Below are 26,935 nucleotides of genomic sequence, written 5' to 3'. Positions count from 1 at the left end.
TACCATGATCAAAAACCAGGAATCATGGCGGGGTGAAATGGCTTAATTTATGGAATTGACACCACAGTCACTTGTTAGCTGACTACCTGTTGAGTGTGGGCGTGAAGTAAGCAATGAGAAAGTGCTCCATAAAACGCCGAATTTGCTCATTTGGCACTTGCACAAAACGAACAAAGCAATGTTCTTCCAAATATTTACGTGCTTCCGGATTGTCAGCACAAACGCCAGTTTCCATGAGGCCCTTCTTTATCCTTGCACTAGATGGCGCCCCAGAAAGGTGATATGAGGTGAGCCTTGCTCGGAGATTACCAGTGGTCGTTCGGCCTACGTAAATTACCACGGGTTCTTCGTTCACATGATCGGTAACTACATAAACACCTGGTACCTCTGGAATATTTGGAGCTGACTCCTTGCGCATAGGTAGCGCCTTCATACCGTTAATGGTGCGCACAGCCGCTAGATATTCGTTTTTATATTTCATGCGCCGACCTTTCAGCTAACGCCTGCGGTAACCGGCGCCGGAGCGCCAGCGGAGGGAACCAAAAGCGCCACGCTTTTGGCGTCCGGTTGACTGCCTTGTTAGTGGCTTAGGCAACATCCACCTCTTTGATCCCTGGCTCTTGGTCAAAGAGCCCTTTGAAAAATAGAAAGCAATCGTCGGTATCAGTCATCTTGTTCTGACCAAGCAGCTTCTCTTTCAGGCTACGGTGCTTATGGACCTGAAAGACCCACTCGATTTCTGATGTCGGATCTTCACCTTTCTCGAAAAACGCACAGGCGCCGATCAGGTAATTGTTGCCTTCATATTCGAGCTCACTAAACCAGCCCCAATCCTCTGCATCGGGCTCCGTAATATCCATCCTGCCTTCGAGCTTTTTCCTCAACCATTCCAGAAGTGAAAGCCCATATATCGGGTTTATGGGATTCTCCTTCTCCTTTGAGACATCAAACATCGATGTTTTGAAATGGATTGCCTTGTTCATAGCTCTCCTTGGCCACTAACGCCTGAATAAGCCGCCAATTTGGAGCGGCAGCGGAAAATTGGTCGGCTTAATTCACTGGTTAACTGTTTACTCTGCTTCTTCGTCGTAGATTCTTGAGAAATCGCCAAACTCCGTGCCTTTCAGGTCCTTTTCTATTACTTCTTTGGCGATTTCGAAGTCGACTACAAAACAACAAACCTCCATTGTCCCACTCCCAATACTGCCGCCATCGCAATTTCCCAGGCCAGTCCAACCTAAGGTTTCATTCATCCTGTCCTCGAGGCGATGGCGCTTCTCCACATCCTCCTTCGATCCCATGCCATCGACCGGATACTCTATAAGAAGCGTGAACTCTTCATCTGCCGGTCTAAACCCGGCAGCGACCCTTTCATCCACTTCTTTCTGGATCATGGTTTCAGGCTTCTTGAGCAGCCCGCCTTTGATCTCTTTGCTTTGGCCATGGGTTCCCAACTTACCCCAGTGGACAGTGTGGGTGCCGTCTCCGTTGTCCCATGTTTCCCAATAATCCTTTTTTGACCCGGCTAATCTATAAAGCTTTAGCACTTTGCTTCCTTTTACAGTTAACATTTGTATATGAGTCTCCAAGACCATTTCTCCGATGACTCATATCTCAATTTCCGATCCTTCCAAAACTAGGCAGAAAACCCCGACAGGTCAAACACTTCCTCCAGTTTTGCCACCTCGTTCCAAAAATAAAAACAATCATTAAGACGCCTATCTCAAACCCCGCCGATGGCACCTATCTACCTGTTTTACCGAAATAATTTACCAATTTGGCAAAGTGCTCCCAGTTAATGGTCACTTTGATCGCTTTTCCATTGCACCCAAGCTAACCTGAACATAGACTGTACATTCATACAGTATTTAGAAAAGGCCACCGTCATGGACGACATCCCAACGCCCCTACCGGCAACTCCCGTTCGCTTCATGGACCGCTTTCGCGCGTTTATCCGTGCCCGCCAGCTGGCGTACCGCACGGAGAAAACCTACTGCTTGTGGGTTCGGGAGTTCATTCGCTTTCACGGCTCCCGCCACCCAGAAACGATGGGGCCGGAGGAAGTGAACGCCTGGCTGAGCCATCTGGCCAATAATCGCAATGTGTCTGTGAACACACAGAAAACCGCCCTGAACGCGGTGGTGTTTCTGTACCACCAGTTCCTGGGGCGGGAGCTTGGCAAGCTGCAGTTTGCCAACACCACCCAGCCTCGCCGGCTGCCCACGGTGTTCAGCCACGATGAGGCCATGGCGGTGTTGGGGAACATGCAAGGGGTTAGCAAGCTGGTGGCCAGCCTGATGTACGGTTCCGGGCTGCGGGTGATGGAGGCCACGCGGCTGCGGGTTCAGGATGTGGACTTTTCGGAGCAGTGCCTGTTTGTTCGGGAGGCCAAGGGCGATAAATGGCGCAGAACGCTGCTGCCAGCCGCGCTGACCGAAGGCTTACGGAACCAGGTAGCCTTCGCGCTCGCATTGCATCAGCAGGACCTGGACGACGGCTTTGGGGAGGTGTATCTGCCGAACGCGTTGTCTAAGAAGTACCCGAACGCGGCCCGCAATCCGGCCTGGCAGTATGTGTTTCCGGCCTCTCGTCTGTCGGTGGATCCGCGCTCCGGAGTGCACCGCCGGCATCATCTGGGGGAGCAGCAGGTTCGGCGCTCGGTGAACGCCGCCATCCGGGCGGCGGGCATTCGCAAGAAGGCCAGTTGCCACACGTTCCGCCATAGTTTTGCGACCAACCTGCTGAAAGGCGGTACAGACATCCGCAGTATTCAGGAGTTACTGGGCCACAACGATATTTCCACCACGCAGATCTATACCCATGTGATCGGCACGCATCAGCGGGGTATCAGCAGTCCGCTGGATGCCTGACTATCCCTCGGGCCGGGCTTGCCTGGAGACACCGTAAGCCACCGCCGGCCTACCCTTCCGATCTTCGCAGCGCCGTCCCCAACGATTGGAAATACCCCTGAAACGCCGCGTTGATGCGCGTCCGTTCTTCGCCCTGGGGGTAGAGCCCCAGCCGGGCTTCCTCCGTTTCTTTGGTGCCTTTCACCAGAAAGGCGTTCTTGCAGGGCGCGTCCTGGATGAAGGCTTCGAAGGCGCGGGCACAGAGTTCTTCGGGTTGGCTGTAGTAGTGCACGCCGGCGGCTTTGTCGGCGCTGGCGGAGGCTCGGAACAGGTCGCTGGGCTGGTTGCCGGTGGCGTCCAGCAGGACGGCGCGGTAGCAGGCCTGCAGGCGGTCGTTAAGGGGGTGGCTGATGGGGTCTTCGCGGGTCAGCCAGAGGCGGGAGCCGAAGTCGCCCTTGGCGACGCCGGGGAACAGTTTGTCGGCGATGTAGTGGTCGAAGGCGTGGAACCATTCGTGGGCGATGCTGCCTGGGCCGGCGTTCTTGGCCAGGGCGAAGCTGCGGGTGGCGGGCGTGTAGTGGGCGGAGACGCCCGGTCGGCCGCCGATACCGTATTGCAGGGCCAGGGTGCCCCGCAGGGAGATCAGTGGTTCGGTGCCGCCGAGGTTGGTCATCAGGTCGCACAAGGCGTCGTAGAACAGCCCGGCGCTGCGCTGCTTTTCCGGTTCGGTCACCCAGCGGCCGATTTCCACGCTGCGGAAATTGAACCGGCGGCGCACGTCCAGAAAGGTGGCGGGGGCGCCGGCGCGGTGGTCCGGGCCCCGTCGGTAGAAGGTGGTTGGCATGGCTGCCAGTTTACCACTCCAGCTGCGCCCCGGTCTGATACTCGATCACCCGGGTCTCGAAGAAGTTCTTCTCCTTGCGCATCGTCGCCTGCTCGTCCAGCCAGGGGGAGACGTTCTTCGCTCCCGGGAACGGCTCTTCCAGGCCCACGGTGCGGGCCCGGCGGTTAGCGACGAAGCGGAACTGTTCGCTGTGGTACTCGGCGGAGTAGCCGAGGATGGGGTCCCGCAGGATGTAGTGGGCGTAGGCGGTTTCGGCGGCTTCCGATTCGTCCCACATCTCGCGCACGGCTTTCGGGTCGAAGGTGATGTTTTCTTCCTCGACGATCTGGTTGACCACTTTCAGGCCGAAGGAGAAGTGCATGGCTTCGTCCCGCAGGATGTACTGCAGCTGTTCGCCGGTGCCGCGCATCAGGCCCCGGCGCTGCAGGGCGAAGATGGGGCTGAAGCCGTTGTAGAACCAGGTGCCTTCGAACACCGCGGCGAAGAACAGGTAGCTCATGATGAACTGCTGCAGGTCGTCGCGGTTGCGCAGGTTCATGTCCGGGCGCATGGCGGCGTCCAGGCGGCGGTTGGCGATCTGGATCTTGCCGTTGATGGCGGGCACCACGCGGTAGCGGTTGTAGATTTCGCTCTGGTCCAGGTTGAGGGTTTCGATGCAGTGCTGGTAGGCCCAGGTGTGCATGGCTTCTTCGTACACCTGGCGGGCCTGGTAGATCTGCAGTTCCGGGGCGCTCATTTTTTCCATCACGGCCAGGCCGATGTTGCGCATGGCGAGGATGTCGGAGGTGGTGAGGTAGGCCAGGACGTTTTCGTACACGTGTTTTTCCGCCGGGGTAAGGCGGTGATGGTAATCCGAGACGTCCTGGGCCATGTTCACGTCCAGGGGGGTCCAGTGGTTTTTGTTGGCGTTCATGAAGTACTCCCAGGCCCAGGGGTACTTGAACGGCGCCAGCTGGTTGATGTCGGTCTCGCCGTTGATGACGCGCTTGTCGTCCACGTTCACCGGGGCGGGGCCCTGGTGGTTGGTGGTTTTGGTTTCGGTGGTTGGTTCGTCGTCCCAATCGAGCATTTTTTTGCCTCCGCGTTCTTTGTTTCACAGCCTGCCTGGCTTGAGGGTGGAACCTGTCTGGTACACCCTCCCGAAAAACGCCCGTGAATACGTCCCTGTAGGGCTTGGCTGTGGCCATCCATGGCCACAGACATTTTCGGGAGGGTGTACCAGCCCGGTTCTGCAGGCTGGGGAGTTATCGTTCGTTGGTCGGATGATGGCTTCATCTGATCCGACCTGCCTTTACCGCTGCGTTACTGGCACGCCTCGCAGTCTGGATTGTCGATGCTGCAGACCTGCGGTTGCGGGGCCGCCACCGGGGTGGTTTTTTCAGCGCCGGTGGCGCCGAGGGAGCGGAGGTAGTAGGTGGTTTTCAGCCCCCGCTCCCAGGCCAACTGGTACAGCGCGTCCAGTTTCTTGCCGCTGGGTTCGGCCATGTAGAGGTTGAGGCTCTGGGCCTGGTCGAGCCATTTCTGGCGCCGGGCGGCGGCTTCCACCAGCCAGCGTGGGTCGATTTCGAACGCGGTGGCGTAGCGTGCCTTCAGCGGCGCCGGGATGCGCTCGATCTGCTGTACGCTGCCGTCGTAGTACTTGAGGTCGTTGACCATCACCGTGTCCCACAGGCCTTCGGCTTTCAGGTCCCGCACCAGGGCCGGGTTGACCACGGTGAACTCGCCGGAGAGGTTCGATTTCACGAACAGGTTCTGGTACGCCGGTTCGATGGACTGGGACACGCCGACGATGTTGGAGATGGTCGCCGTGGGGGCGATGGCCATCACGTTGCTGTTGCGCATGCCGTTCTGGGCAATCAGCTCGCGCACCGGGGCCCAGTCCAGGCGGGCGTTGGTGTTTACCGCCAGGTCGCCTTCCCGCCGGGCGTCCTGCAGCAGCGAGATGGAATCGATGGGCAGGATGCCCTGCTGCCAGAGGGAGCCTTCGTAGCTGTCATAGGCGCCGCGTTCGCCGGCCAGGGTGGCGCTGGCGCGCAGGGCGAAGTAGCTGAGCTGCTCCATGGCCACGTCCGCGAACTCCACCGCTTCCGGGCAGGAATACGGCAGGCCGAGGGCGTAGAGCGCGTCCTGGAAGCCCATCAGGCCCAGGCCCACCGGGCGGTGCTTCAGGTTCGAGTTCCGGGCCTGGGGCACGGCGTAGTAGTTGATGTCGATGACGTTATCGAGCATGCGCACGGCGGTGGTCACGGTGCGCTCGAGCCGCTGCACGTCCAGTTCGCCGTCTTTGATGTGGGCCGCCAGGTTCACGGAGCCCAGGTTGCACACGGCGATTTCGTCGGCGCTGGTGTTGAGGGTGATTTCGGTGCACAGGTTGGAGCTGTGCACCACACCCCGGTGCTGCTGGGGTGAGCGCAGGTTGCAAGGGTCCTTGAAGGTGATCCAGGGGTGGCCGGTCTCGAACAGCACGGTGAGCATCTTGCGCCAGAGCTGTTTGGCCGGAATCGTTTTGAACAGCGTGATCTTGCCCTGGGCCGCCAGGGCTTCGTAGTGCTCGTAGCGTTCCCGGAAGGCGTTGCCGTACAGGTCGTGCAGGTCCGGCACGTCGCTGGGGGAGAACAGGGTCCAGTCCCGGTCTTCGCGCATGCGTTCGATCAGCAGGTCCGGCACCCAGTTGGCGGTGTTCATGTCGTGGGTGCGGCGGCGCTCGTCGCCGGTGTTCTTGCGCAGCTCCAGGAATTCCTCAATGTCCAGGTGCCAGCTTTCCAGGTAGGCGCACACCGCGCCCTTGCGCTTGCCGCCCTGGTTCACCGCCACGGCGGTGTCGTTGACCACTTTCAGGAAGGGCACCACGCCCTGGCTCTGGCCGTTGGTGCCTTTGATGTGGGAGCCCAGGGCGCGCACCGGCGTCCAGTCGTTGCCCAGGCCGCCGGCCCATTTGCTGAGCAGGGCGTTGTCTTTGATGGCGCCGTAGATGCCTTCCAGATCGTCCTGCACGGTGGTCAGGTAGCAGGAGGACAGCTGGGAGTGGCGGGTGCCGCTGTTGAACAGCGTGGGCGTGCTGGCCATGTAGTCGAAGCTGGAGAGCAGGTTGTAGAACTCGATGGCGCGGGCATTGGGATCGTCTTCCCGCAGCGCCAGGCCCATGGCCACGCGCATGAAGAACACCTGGGGCAGTTCCAGGCGGGCCTGGTTCCAGTGCAGGAAGTAGCGGTCGTAGAGGGTTTGCAGGCCCAGGAAGCCGAACTGGTGGTCCCGCTCGGGTTTCAGGGCGGCGCCCAGCCGGTCCAGATCGAAGGCGGCCAGGGCTTCGTCCAGCAGGTCGTAGCGGATGCCCGCGTGAATAAAAGCGCTCAGGGCCTGGGGGTAAAGGTCCGCCAGCGGCTCATGGCGGGGCAGCGCCAGCGCGGTCGCGGTTTCCAGGCGCAGTTGTTCCAGCAGCAGGCGGGCAGTCACGGCGCTGTAGTCCGGCTCCCGTTCGATGCGGCCCCGGGCGGTCATCACCAGGGCGGAGAGCACGTCGGTCTCGGCGATGCCGTCGTAGAGGTTGCGCAGGGCGTCTTCGACCAGGGATTCGCCTTCGATGCCCTCCAGGCCGGCGGCGGCCTGCTCCACCTGCTGTTTCATCAGGCCGAGGTCCAGGGGGGCCACGGTGCCGTCGGCTTTTTTCACGGTCAGGTGCGGGTGGGCTTCCATCGGCTCGTCGATGGCCCGCTGGCGGGCGTGCGCCTCCCGGTACAGCACGTAGGCACGGGCGACTTTCTGTTCCTCGGCCCGCATCAGGGCCAGTTCCACCTGGTCCTGGATGTCTTCGATGTGCACTTTGCCGCCGGCCTGCAGGCGCCGGCGGATGGCCTGCACCACCTGGTCGGTGACCTGGCGCACGGCGCCGTTAAGGCGGGCGGAGCCGGCAGCCTGGTCGCCTTCCACCGCCAGGAAGGCCTTGGTAACGGCGACGGAAATCTTGGACGGGTCAAAGCCAACGAGGGTGCCGTTGCGTTTGATCACCTGCAGGGATTCGGTATCGGTGTGAGCGGTCGGCCGGGGTTCGGCCAGGGCAGAGGCGGACATGGGGCGTTCTCCTGAATACGCGTTGGGTTCCTTTCACCTTCGCATACGCAGGACGAACCGGCGGCACAGGGCCAGGGAAACTGGCAGGCGTGCGTGGCCATGTTCGTTTGCTGCTCACCTTGATGGGCCGAATGCAGGCGCCTGAGTCGCGAAGGTGCAGTCGCGCTGGCTCCGGTTGGCTGGAACCAGCACGTCCCTGGCAGGTCTTCGGACTCAGGGGCGTGGATCGTTCGATCCGGCCTTGCGTGGCGACTTCCCGGCGCTGTTGATCGCCAGTGTCATCATTGCCACGCTCGTTCCCCAATACCGCTGCGCGTCAGTTCCGGAGTCTCACCGGATTCCCGTCTACCGTGGGTGTGGTTACAAAACCATCACAACATCTGGTAGTTGACCAAGGACCAAAACACTATATACACGATACTCCGCGAGAACAAGCCGCCCATAAAAAAGGCCCCTCGCGGGGCCAAACACGTGACAACAGATCGGGGCGGCGGCCCCGGCGCCTAGTGGCTGATCATCCAGGGCCGCATGGACGGGAACATCTTCTTCCCGTCGGCGGTGTAGAACAGCATGTGCTTGCCGTCCGACGGCTTCTTGCAGCCGCAGCGCTGGCGGTGCTCAGCGTCCCGGGCCCGCTGGTCGGCAGTGGAGACGATCGGCTCGTGCCGAGCCTTTTCATTGCGAGCCTCCGCCTGCCGGCGGGCCGGGTCCATACCCAGCACCTGGGGCGGCAGCGCAATCACCCGGGCCGAGAGCGCCTTGCAGGTGGGGCACTCGGCGGGCTTGCCCGGCTCCGCCATGGTGCCCAGCTCCTGAAACAGGCCGTGGTCGCGGCACTTGTAGTCGTACAGGGGCATGGATTACTCCTTGTCCGGGGACAGCGGAACGTCGGTGCCCGGGGTGACCTTTTTAGTCGGTCCTTCCGCCGTCGGGTTGATGTCGAAATCGAAGATCTCGGTAGGCAGCCAGAGGGTCGCGCAGGCGTTGGGCACGTCCACCACCCCGCTGATGTGGCCCTCCACCGGCGCACAGCCGAGCAACGCGTAGCCCTGGGCCTTGGTGTAGCCGAACTTGGTGAGGTACTCGATGGCGTTCAGGCAGGCCTGGCGGTAGGCCACCTGCACGTCCAGGTAGTGCTGCTTGCCCTGCTCGTCCACGGAAATGCCTTCGAAGATCACGTAGTCCTCGTAGCGCGGCTTGATGGTGCTGGGCTTGAACACCGGGTTCTTGATGCCGTATTTGGCCACGCCGTCCTTGATCAGGTTGACCCGCAGGTGAATCCAGCCGGCCATTTCGATGGCGCCGCAGAAGGTGATTTCGCCGTCACCCTGGCTGAAGTGCAGGTCGCCCACGGACAGGCCCGCGCCTTTCACGTACACCGGGAAGTACACCTTGGAGCCGCGGCTCAGGTCCTTGATGTCACAGTTGCCGCCGTGCTCCCGGGGCGGCACGGTGCGGGCAGCCTCACCGGCGGCGGCCTTGGCCGCCTCGCCCGCCAGCTTGCCCAGGTGCGCGGTGTCGGCGAACGGCAGGTTGGCCAGGCCCGGTACACGCTCCGGATCGGTATCAAACAGTTCTTTCTCCCGCTTGTTCCACTCCGCCAGCATCTCCCTGGAAGGCAGGCAGCCGATCAGGCCCGGGTGAATCATGCCGGCGAATTCCACGTTCGGGATGTGACGAGACTTGGTGAACATGCCGTTGAAGTCCCAGATGGACTTCTGGGCCTCGGGGAAGTGCTCGGTCAGGAAACCGCCGCCGTTCTTCTTGGAGAAAAAGCCGTTGAAGCCCCACTGGCTCTCCTGGAACGCGCCGATGTCGAGGATGTCCACCTCCAGCAGGTCGCCGGGCTCGGCGCCTTCCACGCCCACAGGGCCGGTCAGGAAGTGCACCTGGGTCAGATCCACGTCGCGCACGTCGTCGGCGCTGTCGTTGTTCTTGATCTGCCCGCCGGTCCAGTCGTAGCACTCGAGGATGAAATCGTCCCCCGGCTTGACGGTCACGGCCATCGGAATGTCCGGGTGCCAGCGGTTGTGGATGTGCTCGTTCTCGTACGCGGATTTGCTCAAATCGATCTTGATGAGTGTTTCGGCCATGGCGGTCGCTCCTCGGTTCTTGGCGTTCGGCGTCTGTGCGATAAAGCGCAGAGCCGGGCGGCCGCTGCGCTGACGGAATTCACTATCAACCATCCCCCGGCGCCGGGGTATTCGCGAAATGCCCCCGGCGCCTACGTCATTCGACGTAGGGCCCAACCACCTCACCACGGATCGCGACGCCACAAACAAAAACCGGGCCTGAGGCGGCCCGGTTCTGTTCAATGGATTCCCGGTTGGCTTCCAGCCGTTCATTGATAAACGGCATCAACGCCTCCCGGGCTTACGCCCCCGCGGATTTTTCCTTGCCGTCGAACGGCAGCTCCCCCACCGGGCATTCGGCGGTGCCCACGGTCTTGCGGGTCATCGCCTCCACGTTCTCCTGCGCCTTCTGCGCGTCCATCACCCAGGTGCGATAGAACTCGAACGGACAGTCCGCCACGCCCTTGTCGCCATCGCCGGACGCGTGCACCCCGGTGTACCCCCGGTGCAGCAGCTTGAACAGGTGATTCTGGGACTGATCGTTGGCGCGGGCATCGCGAATCTGGCTCACGGACAGCTGCGCGTACTGCACGCCCATGTCCTCCTCGCCGCACTCCCCCAGCGTCCGGCCGTCAAAGCCGATGATCGCCGAGTGGCCAAAGTACGAGTACACCCCATCAAACCCGGACGCGTTGGCCACCGCCACATAACAGTTGTTCGCCCAGGCCATGCTCTTGGCCATCATGATCTGCTGCTCCTTGGCGGGATACATGTAGCCCTGGCAGCGCACAATCAGCTCCGCCCCCTTCATGGCGCAGTCCCGCCAGATCTCCGGGTAGTTCCCGTCGTCGCAGATGATCAGGCTGATCTTCATGCCCTTCGGCCCTTCGGTCACGTAGGTGGTATCGCCCGGATACCAGCCCTCGATCGGACACCAGGGAATGCACTTCCGGTACTTCTGGACAATCTCGCCCTCGTTGTTGATCAACACCAGCGTGTTATAAGGCGCCTTGTTCGGATGGTCCTCGTGGCGCTCCCCGGTCAGGGAAAACACCCCCCAGGTATTCGCCTCGCGACAGGCGGCAGAGAAAATGGCGGTCTCATCGCCTGGCACCGTGGCGGCGGTCTCCATCATCTCGGCGTTGTCGTACATGATCCCCATGGTGCTGTATTCCGGGAACACCACCAGATCCATCCCCGGCAGTCCCACCTTCATACCCTTGATCATGTCCGCAATCTTGCGGGCGTTATCCAACACCTCGGCCTTGGTATGCAACCGCGGCATCTTGTAGTTCACCACCGCCACGCCGACGGTATCGTTACTGCTGGAAATATCACCGTGTCTCATAAGAAGCTCCCAGGAAGGTCTACTCAGAAGTTCGGGCCTGAGCAGCGGGGGCGGTCTCTCGAAACCGTATGCGCCAGGGATGGCGCATCCGAGCCTACATGGACGTATTCACGGCGTGTTTCGAGAGACCGCCCCCGCTGTTCAGGCGTGCACCAAAGTCAAACAGCCAGATATCGAGCGATTTCCTCTTGGTTGGCCGTTTTCCCGTCCTCTTCATGCACAATCGCGCCCTTTTCGATCACCATCACTCGATCGGCCACCGCCATCGCGAAGCTCAACACCTGCTCCGACACCACAATGCTGATCTTCCGCATCTGCTTGATCTCATTCAGGTTCTTGGCCAACTGCTTGATGATCGACGGCTGAATGCCCTCCGTCGGCTCATCCAGCAGCAACACCTTCGGATCCGCCGCCAGCGCCCGCCCAATGGCCAGCTGCTGCTGTTGCCCCCCGGACAGGTTGCCCGCCTTCCGATGCCGCATGTCGTGCAGCACCGGGAACAGATCGTAAATATCCTGCGGAATCTTCCGGGCCCCGGTCGCCTCCAGGCCCGTGGCAATGTTCTCCTCCACCGTCAGCGTCGGAAACACCAGCCGACCCTGGGGCACATAGGCAATCCCCCGCTTCACCCGCTGGTACGGCTTGGCCGCCGACACGTCCTCGCCCCCCAGGGTGATCTGCCCCTGGCAGGGCAACACCCCGATCAACGACTTGAACAGCGTGGTCTTGCCCATGCCATTGCGGCCCATGATGGTCAGCGTCTCGTTCTCGCCCACGTCCAGCGACACCCCGTGAATGACCTCACTCATGCCATAGCTGACGCGCAAATCCCTGGTACTGAGCATGTTCTGATCTCCTGCGCCGGCGGCGCCGTTAGTGCCCCAGATAAACCTCAATCACCCGCTCGTTCTTCTGAACGTCCTCCATCTTGCCCTCCGCCAGCAGCTTGCCCTGGTGGAGCACCGTCACCTTGTGGGCGATGTCCTTCACAAAATCCATGTCATGCTCGATCACCAGCACCGACCGGTTCTGGCTGATGGTTTTCAACAGCTCCGCGGTGCGCTCCCGCTCCACCACGCTCATCCCCGCCACCGGCTCATCCAGCATCAGCAGCTCCGGGTCCTGGATCAGCAGCATGCCGATCTCCAGCCACTGCTTCTGGCCGTGGCTGAGCAGCCCGGCGCTCTTGTCCAGGTCCTCGTCCAGATAGATCTGCCGGGCGATGTCCCGCACCCGCTCGGTCACCGCACGGGTGCGCCGGAAGAACAGGCTGCCAAACACCGTGCGCCCGGCCGGGTACGACAGCTCCAGGTTCTGGGCCACGGTCAGGTTCTCGTAGATGGACGGGGTCTGGAACTTGCGGCCCACGCCCCGGTGCACAATCTGGTTCTCCGCCAGTTTGGTCAGCTCGATGTCCTTGAACTTGATGGAACCACCGGTGGCCCGGGTCTTGCCGCAGATCAGGTCGAGCAGCGTGGTCTTGCCGGCGCCGTTCGGGCCGATCACCACCCGCACTTCATTGCGCTCCACGTACAGCGAGAGCCCGTCCACCGCCTTGAAGCCGTCAAACGACACGGTCAGGTCTTCCACCGCCAACAGAATGGGTGTGTTCATCCGTGGGTCTCCTGTGCAGAGCCAACGGCCACGTCCTTACGGGTGGCCGGCTGGCGGGTTTCCGGGGCCGCGGGTGCCGGCACGGGCTCCGGGTTGGACGGTGCCTTGCGGCCAAAGCGGCTCGCCAGGCGCTCGCGCAGGGGGGCGGCGTAATCCGACACCAGGCCCGCCAGGCCCCGCGGGAACAGCATCACCACCGCGATGAACAGGGCGCCCATGGCCACCACCCACAGCTGCGGGAAACTCTCCGAGAGCGAGCTCTTCGCCAGGTTGACCAGGAAGGCACCGTAAGCGGCACCGATCAGCGACAGGCGACCGCCCACCGCGCAGAAAATCACCATCTCAATGGACGCCACCGTGCCCACGAAGGACGGCGACATGAAGCCCACCTGCAGGGTGAAGAAGGCGCCGCCAATGGCCGAGAACACCGAGGCCACCACGAACACGAAGATCTTGATGTTGGCCACGTCGTAGCCCGAGAACCGCACCCGGTCCTCCTGGTCGCGCATGGCAATCAACAGTTGCCCGTACCGGCTGTTCAGGATGAACTGTCCCACCAGCAGGCACAGGATCAAGCCGCCGCAGCAGGCGAAATACAGCACGTACTTGGCAAAGTCGGTCTGGATGCTCCAGCCCATCAGCGTGCGCAGGTCGGTAATGCCGTTGATGCCGCCGGTGTAACCCTGCTGGCCGATGATCAGGATGGTCATGATCGAGGCAATCGCCTGGGTGATGATGGCGAAGTACACCCCGCCCACCCGGCGCTTGAACATGGCAAAGCCGATCAGGAAGGCGAACAGCGCCGGCACCGCCACGATCAGCAGCAGCGTGGCCGTAAAGCTGTGGAACGGCTGCCAGAACCAGGGCAGCTCGGTGAGCTGGTTCCAGTCCATGAAGTCCGGAATGCCCGGGGTACTCTGAATCGCCGTGTTCTCCGGCGACGAGGCCTCCAGCTTCAGGAACATGGCCATGCAGTAGCCGCCCAGGCCAAAGAAAATCCCCTGCCCCAGGCTCAGGATGCCGCCGTAGCCCCAGCACAGCACCAGGCCCGCCGCCACAAAGGCGTAGGTGAGGTACTTGCCGTAGAGATTCAGGCGGAAGATGTCCGCCACCATGGGCAACACGCCCAGGATCAGGACCCCGATGATCAGGATCTGGATCAGTTTTCCCCGGCCGCCGAACTTGTCCATCCAGCTGGCCTTGACTGCGGGTTGAGTGCTCATTGTCATCTCCTCGTATCAGCCGCGCTCAGCGCCGGACCTTGCTGGCGAACAGGCCCTGGGGCCGGAACATCAGGATGCCCACCACCGTCATCAGGGTGAGGACCTTGGCCATGGAGCCGGACAGGAAGAACGACAGGATGGACTGGGCCTGCGCGATGCCGAAGGCCGAGGCCACGGTGCCCAGCAGGCTGGCCGCACCGCCGAAGACCACCACCAGGAAGGTGTCCACGATGTACAGGGAGCCGGTGGTCGGGCCGGTGGAGGCGATGGTGGTGAAGGCCGCGCCGGCGACGCCGGCAATGCCGCAGCCCAGGGCAAAGGTGAGCCGGTCCACCCGCTCGGTGTTGATGCCGGCCGCGTTGGCCATGGTCCGGTTCTGGGTGGTGGCCCGCACCTTGATGCCCCAGCGGGACTTGTACAGCAGAATGAACACACCGACCGTCAGCACCAGGGTGATGCCCACCACCAGCAGCCCGTTCAGGGGAATGTCCACCATGTCCGTGGCCTGGTAGGAGCCCATCAGCCAGTCCGGCATGACCACGCTCTTCTCCCGCGGGCCGAACACGGAGCGGAACACCTGCTGCAGGATCAGCCCGAGGCCCCAGGTGGCCAGCAGAGTGTCCAGCGGGCGGTTGTAGAGGTAGCGGATCAGGAACCGTTCCACCAGGTAACCCAGCACGAAGGCCCCGAGAAACGCCAGGATGATGGCCACGGGAAAGTAGTAATCGAGAAAGGACGGCCAGACATCGGACGCCAGGTACGACACCAGGTAGGTGATGTAGGCACCCAGTGTCAGGAATTCGCCGTGGGCCATGTTGATCACGCCCATCTGGCCAAAAATGATGGCCAGTCCAAGGGCCATCAGCAGGAACACGCAGAACAGACTCAGGCCGCTGAAGCCCTGCATCAGAAAGATTGCGGTGAGTTCCTCTCCGGAATAACCACCCATGATCAGTCCTCCCTCGGACCCGGCGCCCGGCTATCCGGGCGCCCTGCTCGTTGTTACCGGTTGCGAAAGGTGTCGTGTTGAAACAATCGGGATGCCAGGGGCGGGACCGCCCGGCGGGGGCCGGGCGGCTCCGGCCTTACTGGTAACCTTCCGGGAACGGGTTCGGCTTGATCACATCCGATTCCCAGACCACGTCGGCCTGGCCGTCCGCCTTCCACTTGCCGATGCGGGTGCGCATCCACAGGTGGTGGTTCTCATCCACTTTCAGGTAGCCGTGGGGGGAGTCTTTCCACTCCATGTTCGGAGAGGCGGCCACCACCTTGTCCACGTCGAAGCTGCCGGCGGCTTCCACCGCACGCTTCCACAGCCAGGGGCCGAGGTAGGCAGATTCGGTAACGTCACCGATGACGGCGTCTTCGCCGTACTTCGCCTTGAAGGCGTCAACGAAGGCCTTGTTGCCCGGCAGGTCGAGGCTCTGGAAGTACTTCATGGAGGAGTACAGGCCTTCGACGTTCTCGCCGCCGATGCCCAGCACTTCATCCTCGGTCACGGAGATGGTCAGCATGGGCTGCTTCTTGAAGGTCAGGCCGGCGGCGTTGAGCTGCTTGAACCAGGCCACGTTGGAACCGCCCACCACGGCGCCGAACACCAGGTCCGGCTTCTTCAGCTTGATCTTGTTGATCAGCGAACCGAACTGGGTGCTGCCCAGCGGGTAGTACTCTTCACCCACGACCTTGCCGTGCAGCACGTTCTCGATGTGCTTGCGAGCGATTTTCATGGAGGTGCGCGGCCAGATGTAGTCCGAACCCACCAGGTAGAAGGTCTTCGCGCCCAGCTCCTTGCTGGCCCAGTTCAGGCCCGCAAGAATCTGTTGGGTGGCTTCCTGGCCGGTGTAGAACACGTTGTGGGACTGCTCCAGCCCCTCGTAGAAGGTCGGGTAGTACAGCAGGCCGTTGTCCTTCTCGAACACCGGAAGCACGGCTTTCCGGGACGCGGAAGTCCAACAGCCGAACACCGCCGCCACCTTGTCCCGCTCCAGCAGCTTGTGGGACTTCTCGGCGAAGGTCGGCCAGTCCGAGGCGCCGTCTTCCTGAATGATCTTGATCTGCCGGCCCAATATGCCGCCCTGGGCGTTGATCTGCTCGATGGCCAGCTTCTCCGCCTGCACCGAGCCGGTTTCGCTGATCGCCATCGTGCCGGTCAGGGAGTGAAGAATGCCGACGGTGACGGTGTCGTCCGTCACCGCGAGCCCGGTGGTGTTCACCTCCGCCGCGTTGGCGGTGGAGGCCATCATCACCGATGCGGCCAGAGTCATCAGGCTCCGACGGAGCCCAGCGCGTTTGCCCGTGTGCCGCCATCCGGCGGCGTTCGTTGTGGTTCCCATGGTCGTTCCTCGCAGAGTTGGATAGCCGGAGCGGGCCTGTCGATCAGGACCCATTGCCCACCGTTGCATTCTGTCGAGGCCCGGGAACGGCGCCCATTCGGCAATCACCCCACCGGACTACGTTATTTGACGCATGGTGGTGGGCCGCCCCCACCGGTACAACGCAGGCAGGGCCGGGCGGATCGGCACACCCCGTGGCACGATCCTTGAAGATGGATTGGAGGGATCTCCCAAAGACGGTGCGCCCGGGTTTTGACGCACCACGCCGGTGCACAATCAACGCAGGGCTTGCCGTTGTGGCCACGAAACAGACCATTTTCCGAGTGCGGCGCCGGTACAATCAGTGGGTGGCCAACCAGACGCTGGAAGACTTCGCCCTGCGCTTCACCGCCCAGCGGGCGCGGCGCTGGTCCGCCGGACGGGTCGCGCTCACGGCGCTCGGCGCCATATCCTTCCTGGCCCTGGAAGCCATCGGTGGCACCATCACCCTGCACTACGGCGTGACCAACGCGGTACTGGCCATTGTGGCCGTGGGGCTGGTCATCTTCCTGACCGCCATCCCCATCAGCTACTACGCCGCCCGTTACGGCGTCGATATCGATCTGCTGACCCGGGGCGCGGGATTCGGCTACCTCGGGTCCACGATCACCTCGCTGATCTACGCGTCGTTCACCTTCATCTTTTTTGCCCTGGAATCGGCCATCATGGCGATGGCCCTGGGGCTGCTGTTCGGCATTCCCCTGGTGCTGGGCTACCTGCTCTGCGCCCTGGTGATCATTCCCCTGGTCACCCACGGCATCACCACCATCAGCCGCTTCCAGGTCTGGAGCCAGCCGCTGTTCCTGGTGCTGCAGTTGCTGCCGTTCGTGTTCATTCTCTACACCAACGCCGCCGCCATCACCGATTGGCAACAGTTCTCCGGCGCGCTCGAGACCGACCCCGGCCACTTTGACGTGCTGCTGTTCGGCGCCGCCGCCGGGGTCGTGTTCTCGCTGATCGCCCAGGTGGGCGAGCAGGTGGATTTCCTGCGATTCCTGCCCGCCCCGACCACGCCGGGCCAGCGCCGGCGCTGGTGGGCCGCCGTACTGGCGGGCGGACCCGGCTGGATTCTGGTGGGCATGCTGAAGATTCTGGCGGGCTCCTTCCTGGCGGTGCTGGCCCTGAACCAGGGCGTGGCCAGCGCCGACGCGGCGGACCCGACCCGGATGTACATCGTCGCTTTCAACTACCTCACTCACTCCCCGGAGGTGTCCCTGGCGGTGGCCGGGCTGTTCGTCATCCTTTGCCAGATCAAGATCAACGTGACCAACGCCTACGCCGGCTCCATCGCCTGGTCCAATTTCTTTTCCCGGCTCACCCGCAGCCACCCCGGGCGGGTGGTCTGGCTGTTTTTCAACGTGGCCATTGCCCTGCTGGTGATGGAGCTGGGGGTTTACCAGGCGCTCGAGCAGACCCTCGGCTTCTACGGCATTGTCGCCATTGCCTGGGTGGGCACCCTGGTCGCGGACCTGGTGATCGCCAAACCCCTGGGCTGGAGCCCCGCTTACATCGAGTTCAAGCGGGCGCACCTGTACGACATTAACCCGGTGGGTGTAGGCGCCATGCTGATCGCCTCGGTGGCGGGCATCGCCTGCCAGGCGGGGCTTTGGGGGCCCCTGCCCCAGGCCCTGGCCCACTTCATCACCCTGGGCGTGGCGCTGGTGGCAGCGCCCGCCATCGCCCGGCTGACCCGGGGCCGGTATTACATCGCCCGCCCGTTCGAGCTGCTGGCCAGCGACCACCAGCCATTGGCCTGCGCCATCTGCGAAAACGCCTTCGAACCGGAGGACATGACCCACTGCCCGGCCTACGACGGCGCCATCTGCTCGCTCTGCTGCTCCCTGGACGCCCGCTGCCACGATCAGTGCAAGCCCGGCGCCAGCTACCAGGAGCAACTGGGCACGGTGCTGGGGAGGGTGATTCCCCACCGGATTCTCGGGCTGTTCCGGTCCCGGCTCGGGCATTTTCTGACGCTGCTGGTGCTGATCAACGGCATCAGCGGCCTGATGCTCACGCTGATCTACCACCAGACCCTGGTGGCCTCGCCGGAGGAATCGGTGCTGCTGGCGGTCACCCTGTGGAAGGTGTTCTCGGTGCTGGTCATCATCACCGGCGTGGTCTGCTGGCTGTTCGTGCTGGCCCATGAGAGCCGGCGCATGGCGGAAGACGAATCCCAGAACCAGACCCAGCTGCTGATGGCGGAAATTGACGCCCACGAGCGCACCGACCAGGCGCTGCAGGCGGCCAAGGAGCAGGCGGAAGCCGCCAACGGCGCGAAAAGCCGCTACCTGACCGGCATCAGCCACGAACTCCGCTCGCCCCTGAACGCGATCCTGGGCTACGCCCAGCTCATGGAAAACGACGCCGCCCTGCCGCCACACCGGCAGGAAGCGGTGGGGGTGATTCGTCGCAGCGGGGAATACCTGGCGGACCTGATCGAGGGCTTGCTGGACATTTCCAAGATCGAGGCCGGCCGGCTTGACCTGCACCGGGACCAGGTGCGCATCGGCCTGCTGATGGAGCAGATCGTCACCATGTTCCGCCTGCAGGCGGAGGAAAAGGGGCTGGCGTTCGAGTACCACTGCCCGAACCCGCTGCCGGCGGTGGTCACCACCGATGAGAAGCGGCTCCGGCAGATCCTCATCAACCTGCTGTCCAACGCCATCAAGTACACCGACCAGGGCCGGGTGAGCCTGACCCTGCGCTACCGCAACCAGGTGGCGGAATTCACCGTGCAGGACACCGGTGAAGGCATTGAGGCAGCGCACCTGGAGCGCATCTTCCGCCCCTTCGAGCGCATCCGCCGGCCCGGCCAGAGCCGGGTGGGCACCGGGCTGGGGCTGACCATCACCCGCCTGCTCACCGACATCATGGGCGGCGACATCTCGGTCACCAGCGAGCCGGGCCAGGGGAGCGTGTTCCGGGTGTCGCTGATGCTCTCCAGCCTCCATGGCGCCGCACCCCGGTCGCCGGCGGCGCCCCGGCGGCGCATCTACGGCTACCACGGGCCGCGCCGGAAACTGCTGGTGGTGGACGACGACGATTCCCACCGTCAGGTCATCCGGGCGCTGCTGGCCCCGCTGGGGTTTGAGATTGTGGACCTGAACAACCCGTTGGAGGTGACCGCAGCGCTGGAGCAGCACCGGCCGGACCTGATGCTGCTGGACGTGTCCATGCCCGGCCGGGACGGCTGGGAGGTGCTGGAAGAGGTGCGCGCCCGCAAATCGGCGTTGCCGGTGGTGATGGTGTCCGCCGACGCCCAGGAAGGCCAGCACGGCCCGGACACGCCCCGCCATCACGACGACTACCTGATCAAACCGGTACGCCTGGATGCCCTGCTGGACAGCCTGGCCCGGTTGCTGGCCCTGACCTGGCGGTTTGAGAAAAGCCCGGACCCTCTGGCCCGGCCGCCGGTGCCCACCGCCGGTGAGCTGGCCCTGCCGGGCCCCGACATCTGCGCCCGCCTGGCCAGCCTGGCCCGCATTGGCCATCGCAAGGGGCTGCTCGAGGTGCTTGACGAGCTGCGGCAACAGCCCGATGCCCCGACGGCCTTCCTGGAGGCGGTCACCCGCCTGACCAACGATTTCCAGTTCGACCGGATACTCCGATTACTTGAGGTAGAGGACTATGAAGTCTCCTGACAACCAGCAGACCGTGGTGCTGGTGGTGGACGACGCCATCGACTCCATCCGCATGATCAGCGACGCCCTGGAAGCGGCCGGCATGACCGTACTGGTGGCCCTGGACGGCGGCCAGGCGCTGACCATCAGCCAGAACATCACCCCGGACGTGGTGCTGATGGACGCGCTGATGCCCAACATGGACGGGTTCGAGACCTGCCGCCGGCTGAAGGAAGTACCGGCGTTTACCGACGTTCCCATCCTGTTCATGACCGGGCTCTCGGACACCGAGCACGTGGTCATGGGCCTGAACGCCGGCGGCGTCGACTACGTCACCAAGCCCATCAACACCGCCGAGCTGCTGGCCCGCATTGACGTGCACCTGACCAACGCCCGCATGGCCCGCAGCGCCCGCTCGGCCCTGGATTCGGCGGGCCAGAACCTGTTCGCGGTGGACCGCCAGGGCCAGCTCCTGTGGGCCACACCCCAGGTCAGCCGTTGCCTGCCGCCCACGCCGTCCAACGAGGCCGAGGGCCTGCGGAACCAGCTCGGCCAGTGGCTGGACCACGCCCCGGAGCCGGGCCACAGCCTGCCGCTGACCCTCGACGGCACGCCCCGGTCGGTGGAGTTCCTGTCCCTGGTGGACCACCGGGAGTACCTGCTGCGACTGAAAACGCCACAGAACCAGAACAGTTCGGCGGCCCGGCTGCGGGACCGGTTCCAGCTCACCCTGCGGGAATCCGATGTGCTGCTGTGGATCGCCAACGGCAAGACCAACCGGGAGATCGGGCAGATCCTGGACATGAGCCCGCGCACCGTGAACAAACACCTGGAGCAGGTGTTCCGCAAACTGGGCGTGGAGAATCGCACGGCGGCGGCCGCCATCGCCATCCGGTTGCTTGCGGTTGCCTGAGCTTCGTGTCAGCGTTGAGCCCTGTTCCTGACGTCCCACGGAGACACCCCATGACCCGGACCCAACGCGCCGTTCTGTGTCTCGGCCTGTCCCTCAGTGCGCTGGCGCTGGCGGCGCCGGCCGTTATCCCGCCCTTCTCGGAGCTCACCGAACTGACCGGCAAGGACAGCGGCTGGGAGCCCCTGGAGTTTCCCAACATTTCCAAACACACCCGCTATGCCCTGGTCACCGAAGGCGATCAGCAGGTGGTCCGGGCCGAGGCCAACGGCGGCGCGTCCGGGCTTATTGCGCGGTTGTCCCTGGCCCCTGGGGACACACTCACCCTGTCCTGGCGCTGGAAGGTCTCGAACGTGTTCGAGAAGGGGGATGCCCGCACGAAATCCGGGGACGATTACCCGGCACGGGTGTACGTGGCGTTCGAGTTTGAACCGGACAAGGCGGGCTTTTTCGAGCGGGCCAAGCGCAAGGCAGCGGAGGTGCTGTTCGGGGAAACCCTGCCGGGCAAGGCGCTGAATTACGTCTGGGCCAACACACTGCCCAAGGGCACGTTTGTGCCCAACGCCTACACGGAGGACACCATGATGGTGGCGGTGGAATCCGGCGGCGATCAGGCCGGCCAGTGGCGCACCGAATCCCGGGATCTGGTGGCGGATTACCGGAAGGCGTTTGGCGAGGCACCGCCAAACATTGTGGGGGTGGCCATCATGACCGATTCGGACAACACCGGGGAAACCGCCACCGCCTGGTACGGCGATCTGTCCCTGGGCCAGTAACCGGCCCGCGCTAGCGGTAGGCCGGCGGGAAGCCGGGAATACTGTAACCCGGCCCGGCCACCCGGTTGGGCGGGATCTCGCCCTTCTGAACCAGCCGCAGGAAAGCGTCGTCGAACGCCTCCCGCAGAATCGCCGCCCGGGGGCTCGCGAGGGAATACAGCCAGGCCGCGTCCCGCTCGCGGATGCGCACTTCCTGCAGGCCCCGGGCCGGCTCGGCGCTGAGAATCTCGCGCACCGGCTCCCGGTAATCCAGCACATAGTCGCCCCGACCCCGCTTCAGCATGTCCATGGCGGAGCGGTGATTGGGCGCCTCTGTCACCCGGACCTGCTGGTTCTCCACCAGCCATTGCAGCAACCCGCCGTAGGTGTAGCCGCCAATCACGATCAGTGTTCGCCCCCTCAGGTCCCCCAGCTGCGCCGGTGCCGGCGTGCCCTGCTCAAACCAGGCGCTCAACTGCACGGTCAGCGGGCTGGCCCAGCTCTCCAGCACCTGCCCCTCCAGCTCCGGGATGTTGGTCAGGCCCGGCCACAGGTCGATGGTGCCGTTCTTCAGGTACAGGTAGATGCGGCTCACCGGCAGCAGCTCGAACCGGGGTTCGTAGCCGGCCTCCCGGGCCACTTTACGGGTCAGCTCAATGATGGAGCCGGCGGCCTGGCCGTGCTGATCCTGGTACTCGATGGGGGGGAACTGGGTGTAGGCAATGCGAACCACCGGGCGGCCGTTGACGGTCTCGGTTTCAGCGGCCGCCGCCCATTCCGTCGCCAGGGCCAGCAATACCGCCAGCACCAGGCATGGCCAGGCCGCCCGGCGTCGCGGGCGACACGGGGAAACGGAACGGACCGTGGCGCACAGAAACTTCATCGATAGCGGCTCAGCAGTGGATAAGTGCCTTACAGACAGAATATCAGACCCTTGCCAACCTGCACGGCGGCGATGTCACACCTTGGGGCAATTCAGGCCATTTCCGTCCATATCGGGGCGGTTTCCGGCGCCAGCCCGATCACACGGCGCTGGTCACCAGGTACAGACCCAGTCCGCCCATCACCAGGGTGTAGGGCAGCGCCATCCACACCATACGCCCGTAGGACAACCGGATCAGCGGCGCGACCGCCGAGGTCAGCAGGAACAGGAACGCGGCCTGGCCGTTGGGGGTAGCCACGCTGGGCAGGTTGGTGCCGGTGTTGATGGCCACCGCAAGGGCCTCGAAGTGATCCCGGCTGATGGCCCCGGCGTCCAGCGCCTGCTTGACCTCGCTGATGTACACCGTGGCCACGAACACGTTGTCGCTGATCATCGAGAGCAGGCCATTGGCCAGGAAGAACATGCCAGGCTGCTCGTCGGTGGGCAGGGTCAGGACATAGTCGATGATGGGCACAAACAGATGCTGCTCGTGAATCACCGCCACCACCGCGAAAAACACCACCAGCAGTGAGGTGAAGGGCAGGGATTCCTCGAACGCGTGGCCAATCTGGCCCTCGTCGGTGATGCCGTTGAACGAGGTGATCAGGATGATCACCAGCAGGCCGATCAGACCCACTTCGGCCAGGTGGAACGCCAGCCCGATCACCAGGATCACCGCAGCCACCGCCTGAACCCACAATTCTGCCGTCTGCGCCTTGGTGCGCTTGGCCTGTTCGTCCCGGGCGTAATCCTTGAGCACCTGGCGCACCGGAACCGGCAGCTTGCCGCCGTAGCCAAACCAGCCCAGGGTTTCCAGGGCCCAGCAGGTGGCCAGCCCGGCAAACAGCACGGGCACGCTCACCGGCGCCATACTCAGGAAAAACTCGCCGAAATTCCAGCCCACCACCTTGGCAATCAGCAGGTTCTGCGGCTCCCCGACCATGGTGGTCACGCCGCCCAGGGCGGTGCCGACCGCGCCGTGCATCAGCAGGCTGCGCAGGAACGCCCGGAACTGCTCCAGATCCTCCCGGTGCAGCCCGATCACGCCGTCGTCGTCCTGGGTGTTATGGCCGTCGTGGTGGTAGCCCTTACCAGAGGCGACCTTGTGGTACACGGAGTAAAAGCCCACCGCCACGGTGATGATCACCGCCGTTACCGTCAGCGCGTCCAGGAACGCCGACAGCAAGGCCGCCACCGCCGAGAACATCATCGACAGCACCGCTTTCGAGCGGATGCCCAGCAGGATGCGGGTAAAGGTGACCAGAAGCAGGTCCTGCATGAAGTAGATCCCCGCCACCATGAACATCAGCAGCAGGATCACCGGGAAATTGTTCAGTACCTCGTTATAGACCGCGTCCGCCGAGGTCAGGCCGATCAGCAGGGCCTCCACCGCCAGCAGGCCGCCGGGCAGCAGCGGGTAGCACTTGAGCGCCATGGCCAGGGTGAAGATGAATTCGCCGATCAGCACCCAGCCGGCGGTGACCGGCCCGAGGGTGTACAGAATCAGGGGATTGATCACCAGGAACAGCACGATCGCGCGCTTGTACCAGATGGGGGCATGGCCCAGGAAATTGTGTCCGAAACTTGCCAGTACGGTGTTGGGCATCGTGGGTGCCTTTTTTTCTCGTGATGTTCGTGTGTTCCAACAGAGCGCGAGGGCAGTGTACCCGATTCTGGCGATGGGCGTCGGGCATGGTGGCGGGCCCCATGCCCGGCGGAGGCGCCGCGTACATTTTAATAGCAACATATTGACATAATATTCAAAGCGGGACTAGATTGAAAACAGGCGTAACACGGCCTTCATTTCAAGTTATAACCAAATACAACGCAGAAATCGGGTTTAAGGAGGAAAAATACTATGGAAACGGCCATGATCCTGCCCGGAGCGCGACGCAACGCCATGGTGGCTATCGGCGCCTGGAAAGACAACATCATTACCGATTATTTGAAGGCCGCCCTGGACAACCACCCCGACCGCCCGGCGGTGGTGAGCTACCAGGTCGCCACCGACACCCGAACGGTACTGACGTACCGGGAGCTGGACCAGACCGCCACCCGCATGGCGGTGGCCCTGGCCAGCCTCGGCATTGAGCGCGGCGATGTGGTGGCCTGCCAGTTGCCGAACGGCTGGCAGATCACCGCCCTGCACCTGGCCTGTGTGCGCATTGGCGCCATCCTGAACCCGCTGATGCCGATCTTCCGGGAGCGGGAGCTGCGCTTCATGCTGGCGCATTCCGAGGCCCGGCTGCTGGTGATCCCCAAAGTGTTCCGGGGGTTTGATTACGAGGCCATGGTAGACGGCCTGCGGCCGGAGCTGACGGGACTGGAAACGGTTCTGGTGATTGGCGGTGATGGCGAGCGGGACTTCCAGCGCCGGCTGCTCAACGACGCCTGGGAAGAGACCGTGGATACTGACGCCCTGTTCCGGGAGCGGCAGCTCGGGCCGGACGACGTGGTGCAGATTCTGTACACCTCCGGCACCACCGGCGAGCCCAAGGGCGTGATGCACACCGCCAACACCCTGTTCGCCAACGTGGGCCCCTACGCCGACCGGCTGCATCTGACCGCCGACGACTCGGTGCTGATGGCGTCCCCACTGGCCCACCAGACCGGCTTTCTGTACGGCCTGATGATGCCCATTTACCTTGGCTCCACCGCCATCCTTCAAGACATCTGGGACGCGGACTACGTGTGCCGGGTGATCGCCCGGGAAAAACCCGCCTTCACCATGGCGGCCACGCCGTTCCTGGCGGACCTGGTAAAAACCGCCCCCAAACACGAGGGCGAGCTGGATTCCCTGCGCCTGTTCGTGTCCGCCGGCGCGCCCATTCCCAGCGCCGTGGTGGAACAGGCCGGCCGGGTGCTCAAGACCCGGGTGCTGTCCGCCTGGGGCATGACCGAAAACGGCGCCGTCACCCTCACTTGCCCGGAGGATCCGCCGGCCCGGGCCAGCCAGTCCGACGGCCGGGTGCTGCCGTTCATGGAACTGCGCATCGCCGATTTTGAGGGCCATGCCCTGCCCGCGGGCGAAGAGGGCAACCTGTGGGTGCGCGGCGCCAGCCAGTTTGTGGGTTACCTGAAGCGCCCGGACCTCTACAGCACCGACGCCGACGGCTGGTTCGCCACCGGCGACCTGGCCCGGATGGATGAAGACGGCTACATCCGCATCACCGGCCGCACCAAGGACGTGGTCATCCGCGGCGGTGAGAACATTCCCATCGTCGAGGTGGAAAACCTGCTGTACCAGTACCCCGGGGTTGCCGACGTGGCGCTGGTGGGTTGCCCGGACGACCGTCTCGGGGAACGGGTGTGCGCCTACGTCACCCTGAGTGCCGAGGCCCCGGACCTGACCCTGGCGCAAGTCAACCGCTTCCTGCTCGACCAGAAACTGTCCAAAAGCTATCTGCCGGAATACCTGGAAGTGATCGAGGCCATGCCCCGCACCGCCTCCGGCAAGATCCAGAAATTCAAGCTGCGGGAGCAGGCCAAAGACCTGCGCCTGGCCCCGGCCAAACGCGGCTGACGACCACCCCAACGCAACAGGAGGACGCCCGATGAGAGGCCTGACTGGAAAAACCGTGATCGTCACCGGGGGCGGCGGCGGCATCGGCCGCGCCGTCAGCCGGCGCTTTGCTGAGGAAGGCAGCCGCGTGGCGGTGCTCGACCGTGACGCGGGCGCGGCCCAGGCCACCGTGGACGCCATCACCGGCGCCGGTGGCGAAGCCCGGGCCTACGCCGCGGACATTACCGATTACGCCGCCGTTGCCGAGACCGTCGCCGCTATCGAACGCGACCTGGGCGTGCCGACGGTGCTGGTCAACAATGCTGGCTTCGACCGCTTCATGCCGTTCCTGAAAACGGAGCCCGCGCTCTGGGACCAGCTGATCGCCATCAACCTGACCGGCGCCCTGAACATGCACCACGTGGTGCTACCAAAAATGGTGGCCGCCGGCGGCGGCAAGGTGATCAACGTGGCCTCCGACGCCGCCCGGGTCGGCTCCTCCGGGGAGGCCGTCTACGCCGCCTGCAAGGCCGGTCTGGTGGGCTTCAGCAAAACCGTCGCGCGGGAGCTGGCCACCAAAAACGTGTGCCTGAACGTGGTCTGCCCCGGCCCCACGGACACCGCCCTGCTCAAGGGCGTGGCGGACACGGCGCCGAACCCGGAGAAGCTGCTGGAGGCGTTTCGCAACGCGGTGCCCATGAAACGCCTGGCCCAGCCGGAGGACTACCCCGGCGTCATCGCCCTGCTCGCCAGCGACGATGCGAACTTCATAACCGGCCAGGTGATCAGCGTGTCCGGCGGCCTGACCATGGCCGGCTGATCGCCGGCCCTCACCC

The 26,935-nt window shown here is 63.5% G+C and carries 23 protein-coding genes and 1 riboswitch; of the genes, 6 read left to right on the top strand and 17 right to left on the bottom strand.

Annotated elements, in window-relative coordinates:
• Nucleotides 1–82: 82 nt before the first annotated feature.
• The 3 genes from V3388_RS12680 to V3388_RS12670 all read right to left on the bottom strand — a co-directional run bounded on the left by V3388_RS12680 (nucleotide 83) and on the right by V3388_RS12670 (nucleotide 1,571).
• Nucleotides 83–481, bottom strand: a complete 399-nt coding sequence (locus V3388_RS12680; protein WP_336367917.1) for a hypothetical protein — start codon at nucleotides 479–481, stop codon at nucleotides 83–85.
• Between the two features lie 106 nt (nucleotides 482–587).
• Complete coding sequence (locus V3388_RS12675) at nucleotides 588–983, bottom strand: hypothetical protein (RefSeq protein WP_336367916.1); 396 nt, start codon at nucleotides 981–983, stop codon at nucleotides 588–590.
• 87 nt (nucleotides 984–1,070) lie between these two features.
• Complete coding sequence (locus V3388_RS12670; protein ID WP_336367915.1) at nucleotides 1,071–1,571, bottom strand: hypothetical protein; 501 nt, start codon at nucleotides 1,569–1,571, stop codon at nucleotides 1,071–1,073.
• Between the two features lie 315 nt (nucleotides 1,572–1,886).
• On the opposite strand from V3388_RS12670, the gene V3388_RS12665 reads away from it, so the two are divergent.
• Nucleotides 1,887–2,870, top strand: coding sequence for an integron integrase (locus V3388_RS12665; RefSeq protein WP_336367914.1), 984 nt, complete (start codon nucleotides 1,887–1,889; stop codon nucleotides 2,868–2,870).
• A gap of 49 nt (nucleotides 2,871–2,919) precedes the next feature.
• Here the strand turns inward: V3388_RS12665 and V3388_RS12660 are convergent, their stop codons facing one another.
• The 12 genes from V3388_RS12660 to urtA form a co-directional block, all read right to left on the bottom strand.
• Nucleotides 2,920–3,693, bottom strand: coding sequence for a CLCA_X family protein (locus V3388_RS12660; RefSeq protein ID WP_336367913.1), 774 nt, complete (start codon nucleotides 3,691–3,693; stop codon nucleotides 2,920–2,922).
• Nucleotides 3,694–3,703: 10 nt separating this feature from the next.
• A complete protein-coding gene (locus V3388_RS12655; RefSeq protein ID WP_336367912.1) occupies nucleotides 3,704–4,762 on the bottom strand; it encodes a ribonucleotide-diphosphate reductase subunit beta in 1,059 nt (352 codons plus the stop codon).
• Between the two features lie 233 nt (nucleotides 4,763–4,995).
• Complete coding sequence (locus tag V3388_RS12650; protein WP_336367911.1) at nucleotides 4,996–7,761, bottom strand: ribonucleoside-diphosphate reductase subunit alpha; 2,766 nt, start codon at nucleotides 7,759–7,761, stop codon at nucleotides 4,996–4,998.
• A gap of 181 nt (nucleotides 7,762–7,942) precedes the next feature.
• Nucleotides 7,943–8,129, bottom strand: a riboswitch (cobalamin riboswitch).
• 135 nt (nucleotides 8,130–8,264) lie between these two features.
• On the bottom strand, nucleotides 8,265–8,618 hold the full coding sequence (locus V3388_RS12645) for a zinc ribbon domain-containing protein (protein ID WP_336367910.1): 354 nt from the start codon (nucleotides 8,616–8,618) through the stop codon (nucleotides 8,265–8,267).
• A gap of 3 nt (nucleotides 8,619–8,621) precedes the next feature.
• Nucleotides 8,622–9,854, bottom strand: coding sequence for a formamidase (gene fmdA, locus V3388_RS12640; protein ID WP_336367909.1), 1,233 nt, complete (start codon nucleotides 9,852–9,854; stop codon nucleotides 8,622–8,624).
• Nucleotides 9,855–9,990: 136 nt separating this feature from the next.
• Entirely contained in the window at nucleotides 9,991–10,119 is a 129-nt protein-coding gene (locus tag V3388_RS12635; RefSeq protein WP_336367908.1) for a hypothetical protein, read from the bottom strand.
• 15 nt (nucleotides 10,120–10,134) lie between these two features.
• Nucleotides 10,135–11,181 carry an aliphatic amidase gene (locus tag V3388_RS12630; protein ID WP_336367907.1) on the bottom strand — a complete coding sequence of 349 codons (1,047 nt, stop codon included), beginning with the start codon at nucleotides 11,179–11,181 and terminating at the stop codon, nucleotides 10,135–10,137.
• 158 nt (nucleotides 11,182–11,339) lie between these two features.
• Nucleotides 11,340–12,026 (bottom strand): urea ABC transporter ATP-binding subunit UrtE, encoded by a 687-nt coding sequence (urtE, locus tag V3388_RS12625; RefSeq protein WP_336367906.1) that lies wholly within the window; start codon nucleotides 12,024–12,026, stop codon nucleotides 11,340–11,342.
• A 28-nt stretch (nucleotides 12,027–12,054) separates the two neighbouring features.
• On the bottom strand, nucleotides 12,055–12,795 hold the full coding sequence (gene urtD, locus V3388_RS12620; RefSeq protein WP_336367905.1) for an urea ABC transporter ATP-binding protein UrtD: 741 nt from the start codon (nucleotides 12,793–12,795) through the stop codon (nucleotides 12,055–12,057).
• Nucleotides 12,792–14,018: an urea ABC transporter permease subunit UrtC gene (gene urtC / locus V3388_RS12615; protein ID WP_442915645.1), complete on the bottom strand. Its 1,227-nt coding sequence runs from the start codon at nucleotides 14,016–14,018 to the stop codon at nucleotides 12,792–12,794. The genes urtD and urtC overlap by 4 nt, the downstream gene beginning before the upstream one ends.
• A 25-nt stretch (nucleotides 14,019–14,043) precedes the next feature.
• On the bottom strand, nucleotides 14,044–14,967 hold the full coding sequence (gene urtB / locus V3388_RS12610) for an urea ABC transporter permease subunit UrtB (RefSeq protein WP_336367904.1): 924 nt from the start codon (nucleotides 14,965–14,967) through the stop codon (nucleotides 14,044–14,046).
• A 136-nt stretch (nucleotides 14,968–15,103) separates the two neighbouring features.
• Complete coding sequence (urtA, locus tag V3388_RS12605) at nucleotides 15,104–16,282, bottom strand: urea ABC transporter substrate-binding protein (RefSeq protein ID WP_442915650.1); 1,179 nt, start codon at nucleotides 16,280–16,282, stop codon at nucleotides 15,104–15,106.
• 365 nt (nucleotides 16,283–16,647) lie between these two features.
• Between urtA and V3388_RS12600 the strand changes: the two genes are divergently transcribed.
• The 3 genes from V3388_RS12600 to V3388_RS12590 are packed head-to-tail and all read left to right on the top strand — an operon-like array spanning nucleotide 16,648 to nucleotide 21,696.
• Nucleotides 16,648–20,031, top strand: coding sequence for a hybrid sensor histidine kinase/response regulator (locus tag V3388_RS12600; protein ID WP_336367903.1), 3,384 nt, complete (start codon nucleotides 16,648–16,650; stop codon nucleotides 20,029–20,031).
• A complete protein-coding gene (locus V3388_RS12595; protein WP_336367902.1) occupies nucleotides 20,018–20,923 on the top strand; it encodes a response regulator in 906 nt (301 codons plus the stop codon). Before V3388_RS12600 ends, V3388_RS12595 begins: the two co-directional genes overlap by 14 nt.
• Nucleotides 20,924–20,973: 50 nt before the next feature.
• Complete coding sequence (locus V3388_RS12590; RefSeq protein ID WP_336367901.1) at nucleotides 20,974–21,696, top strand: DUF3047 domain-containing protein; 723 nt, start codon at nucleotides 20,974–20,976, stop codon at nucleotides 21,694–21,696.
• 10 nt (nucleotides 21,697–21,706) lie between these two features.
• On the opposite strand, the gene V3388_RS12585 is transcribed toward V3388_RS12590, so the two are convergent.
• Both V3388_RS12585 and nhaB read right to left on the bottom strand, forming a co-directional pair.
• Nucleotides 21,707–22,558, bottom strand: coding sequence for a substrate-binding periplasmic protein (locus V3388_RS12585; RefSeq protein WP_336367900.1), 852 nt, complete (start codon nucleotides 22,556–22,558; stop codon nucleotides 21,707–21,709).
• Between the two features lie 139 nt (nucleotides 22,559–22,697).
• Nucleotides 22,698–24,203 carry a sodium/proton antiporter NhaB gene (gene nhaB, locus V3388_RS12580; protein ID WP_336367899.1) on the bottom strand — a complete coding sequence of 502 codons (1,506 nt, stop codon included), beginning with the start codon at nucleotides 24,201–24,203 and terminating at the stop codon, nucleotides 22,698–22,700.
• 252 nt (nucleotides 24,204–24,455) lie between these two features.
• On the opposite strand from nhaB, the gene V3388_RS12575 reads away from it, so the two are divergent.
• Together V3388_RS12575 and V3388_RS12570 are read left to right on the top strand one after the other, a co-directional pair.
• Complete coding sequence (locus V3388_RS12575; RefSeq protein WP_336367898.1) at nucleotides 24,456–26,120, top strand: AMP-binding protein; 1,665 nt, start codon at nucleotides 24,456–24,458, stop codon at nucleotides 26,118–26,120.
• Between the two features lie 31 nt (nucleotides 26,121–26,151).
• Complete coding sequence (locus V3388_RS12570) at nucleotides 26,152–26,919, top strand: SDR family NAD(P)-dependent oxidoreductase (protein ID WP_336367897.1); 768 nt, start codon at nucleotides 26,152–26,154, stop codon at nucleotides 26,917–26,919.
• Nucleotides 26,920–26,935 lie beyond the last annotated feature (16 nt).

Source organism: Marinobacter sp. C2H3 (assembly GCF_037080155.1).
Classification (GTDB): Bacteria; Pseudomonadota; Gammaproteobacteria; order Pseudomonadales; family Oleiphilaceae; genus Marinobacter.
This window is presented reverse-complemented; position numbering and strand designations above follow the sequence as displayed.

Bases quoted from the DNA above. Each gene is read 5' to 3' on its own strand.
- V3388_RS12595 (WP_336367902.1), top strand. From the start codon at position 20,018: ATGAAGTCTCCTGACAACCAGCAGACCGTGGTGCTGGTGGTGGACGAC.
- V3388_RS12575 (WP_336367898.1), top strand. From the start codon at position 24,456: ATGGAAACGGCCATGATCCTGCCCGGAGCGCGACGCAACGCCATGGTG.
- V3388_RS12645 (WP_336367910.1), bottom strand. From the start codon at position 8,618: ATGCCCCTGTACGACTACAAGTGCCGCGACCACGGCCTGTTTCAGGAG.
- V3388_RS12675 (WP_336367916.1), bottom strand. From the start codon at position 983: ATGAACAAGGCAATCCATTTCAAAACATCGATGTTTGATGTCTCAAAG.
- urtB (WP_336367904.1), bottom strand. From the start codon at position 14,967: ATGGGTGGTTATTCCGGAGAGGAACTCACCGCAATCTTTCTGATGCAG.
- urtC (WP_442915645.1), bottom strand. From the start codon at position 14,018: ATGAGCACTCAACCCGCAGTCAAGGCCAGCTGGATGGACAAGTTCGGC.
- V3388_RS12680 (WP_336367917.1), bottom strand. From the start codon at position 481: ATGAAATATAAAAACGAATATCTAGCGGCTGTGCGCACCATTAACGGT.
- V3388_RS12590 (WP_336367901.1), top strand. From the start codon at position 20,974: ATGACCCGGACCCAACGCGCCGTTCTGTGTCTCGGCCTGTCCCTCAGT.
- V3388_RS12665 (WP_336367914.1), top strand. From the start codon at position 1,887: ATGGACGACATCCCAACGCCCCTACCGGCAACTCCCGTTCGCTTCATG.
- V3388_RS12650 (WP_336367911.1), bottom strand. From the start codon at position 7,761: ATGTCCGCCTCTGCCCTGGCCGAACCCCGGCCGACCGCTCACACCGAT.
- V3388_RS12570 (WP_336367897.1), top strand. From the start codon at position 26,152: ATGAGAGGCCTGACTGGAAAAACCGTGATCGTCACCGGGGGCGGCGGC.
- V3388_RS12655 (WP_336367912.1), bottom strand. From the start codon at position 4,762: ATGCTCGATTGGGACGACGAACCAACCACCGAAACCAAAACCACCAAC.
- V3388_RS12660 (WP_336367913.1), bottom strand. From the start codon at position 3,693: ATGCCAACCACCTTCTACCGACGGGGCCCGGACCACCGCGCCGGCGCC.
- nhaB (WP_336367899.1), bottom strand. From the start codon at position 24,203: ATGCCCAACACCGTACTGGCAAGTTTCGGACACAATTTCCTGGGCCAT.
- V3388_RS12585 (WP_336367900.1), bottom strand. From the start codon at position 22,558: ATGAAGTTTCTGTGCGCCACGGTCCGTTCCGTTTCCCCGTGTCGCCCG.
- V3388_RS12635 (WP_336367908.1), bottom strand. From the start codon at position 10,119: ATGCCGTTTATCAATGAACGGCTGGAAGCCAACCGGGAATCCATTGAA.
- fmdA (WP_336367909.1), bottom strand. From the start codon at position 9,854: ATGGCCGAAACACTCATCAAGATCGATTTGAGCAAATCCGCGTACGAG.
- V3388_RS12670 (WP_336367915.1), bottom strand. From the start codon at position 1,571: ATGTTAACTGTAAAAGGAAGCAAAGTGCTAAAGCTTTATAGATTAGCC.
- urtD (WP_336367905.1), bottom strand. From the start codon at position 12,795: ATGAACACACCCATTCTGTTGGCGGTGGAAGACCTGACCGTGTCGTTT.
- urtA (WP_442915650.1), bottom strand. From the start codon at position 16,282: ATGACTCTGGCCGCATCGGTGATGATGGCCTCCACCGCCAACGCGGCG.
- urtE (WP_336367906.1), bottom strand. From the start codon at position 12,026: ATGCTCAGTACCAGGGATTTGCGCGTCAGCTATGGCATGAGTGAGGTC.
- V3388_RS12630 (WP_336367907.1), bottom strand. From the start codon at position 11,181: ATGAGACACGGTGATATTTCCAGCAGTAACGATACCGTCGGCGTGGCG.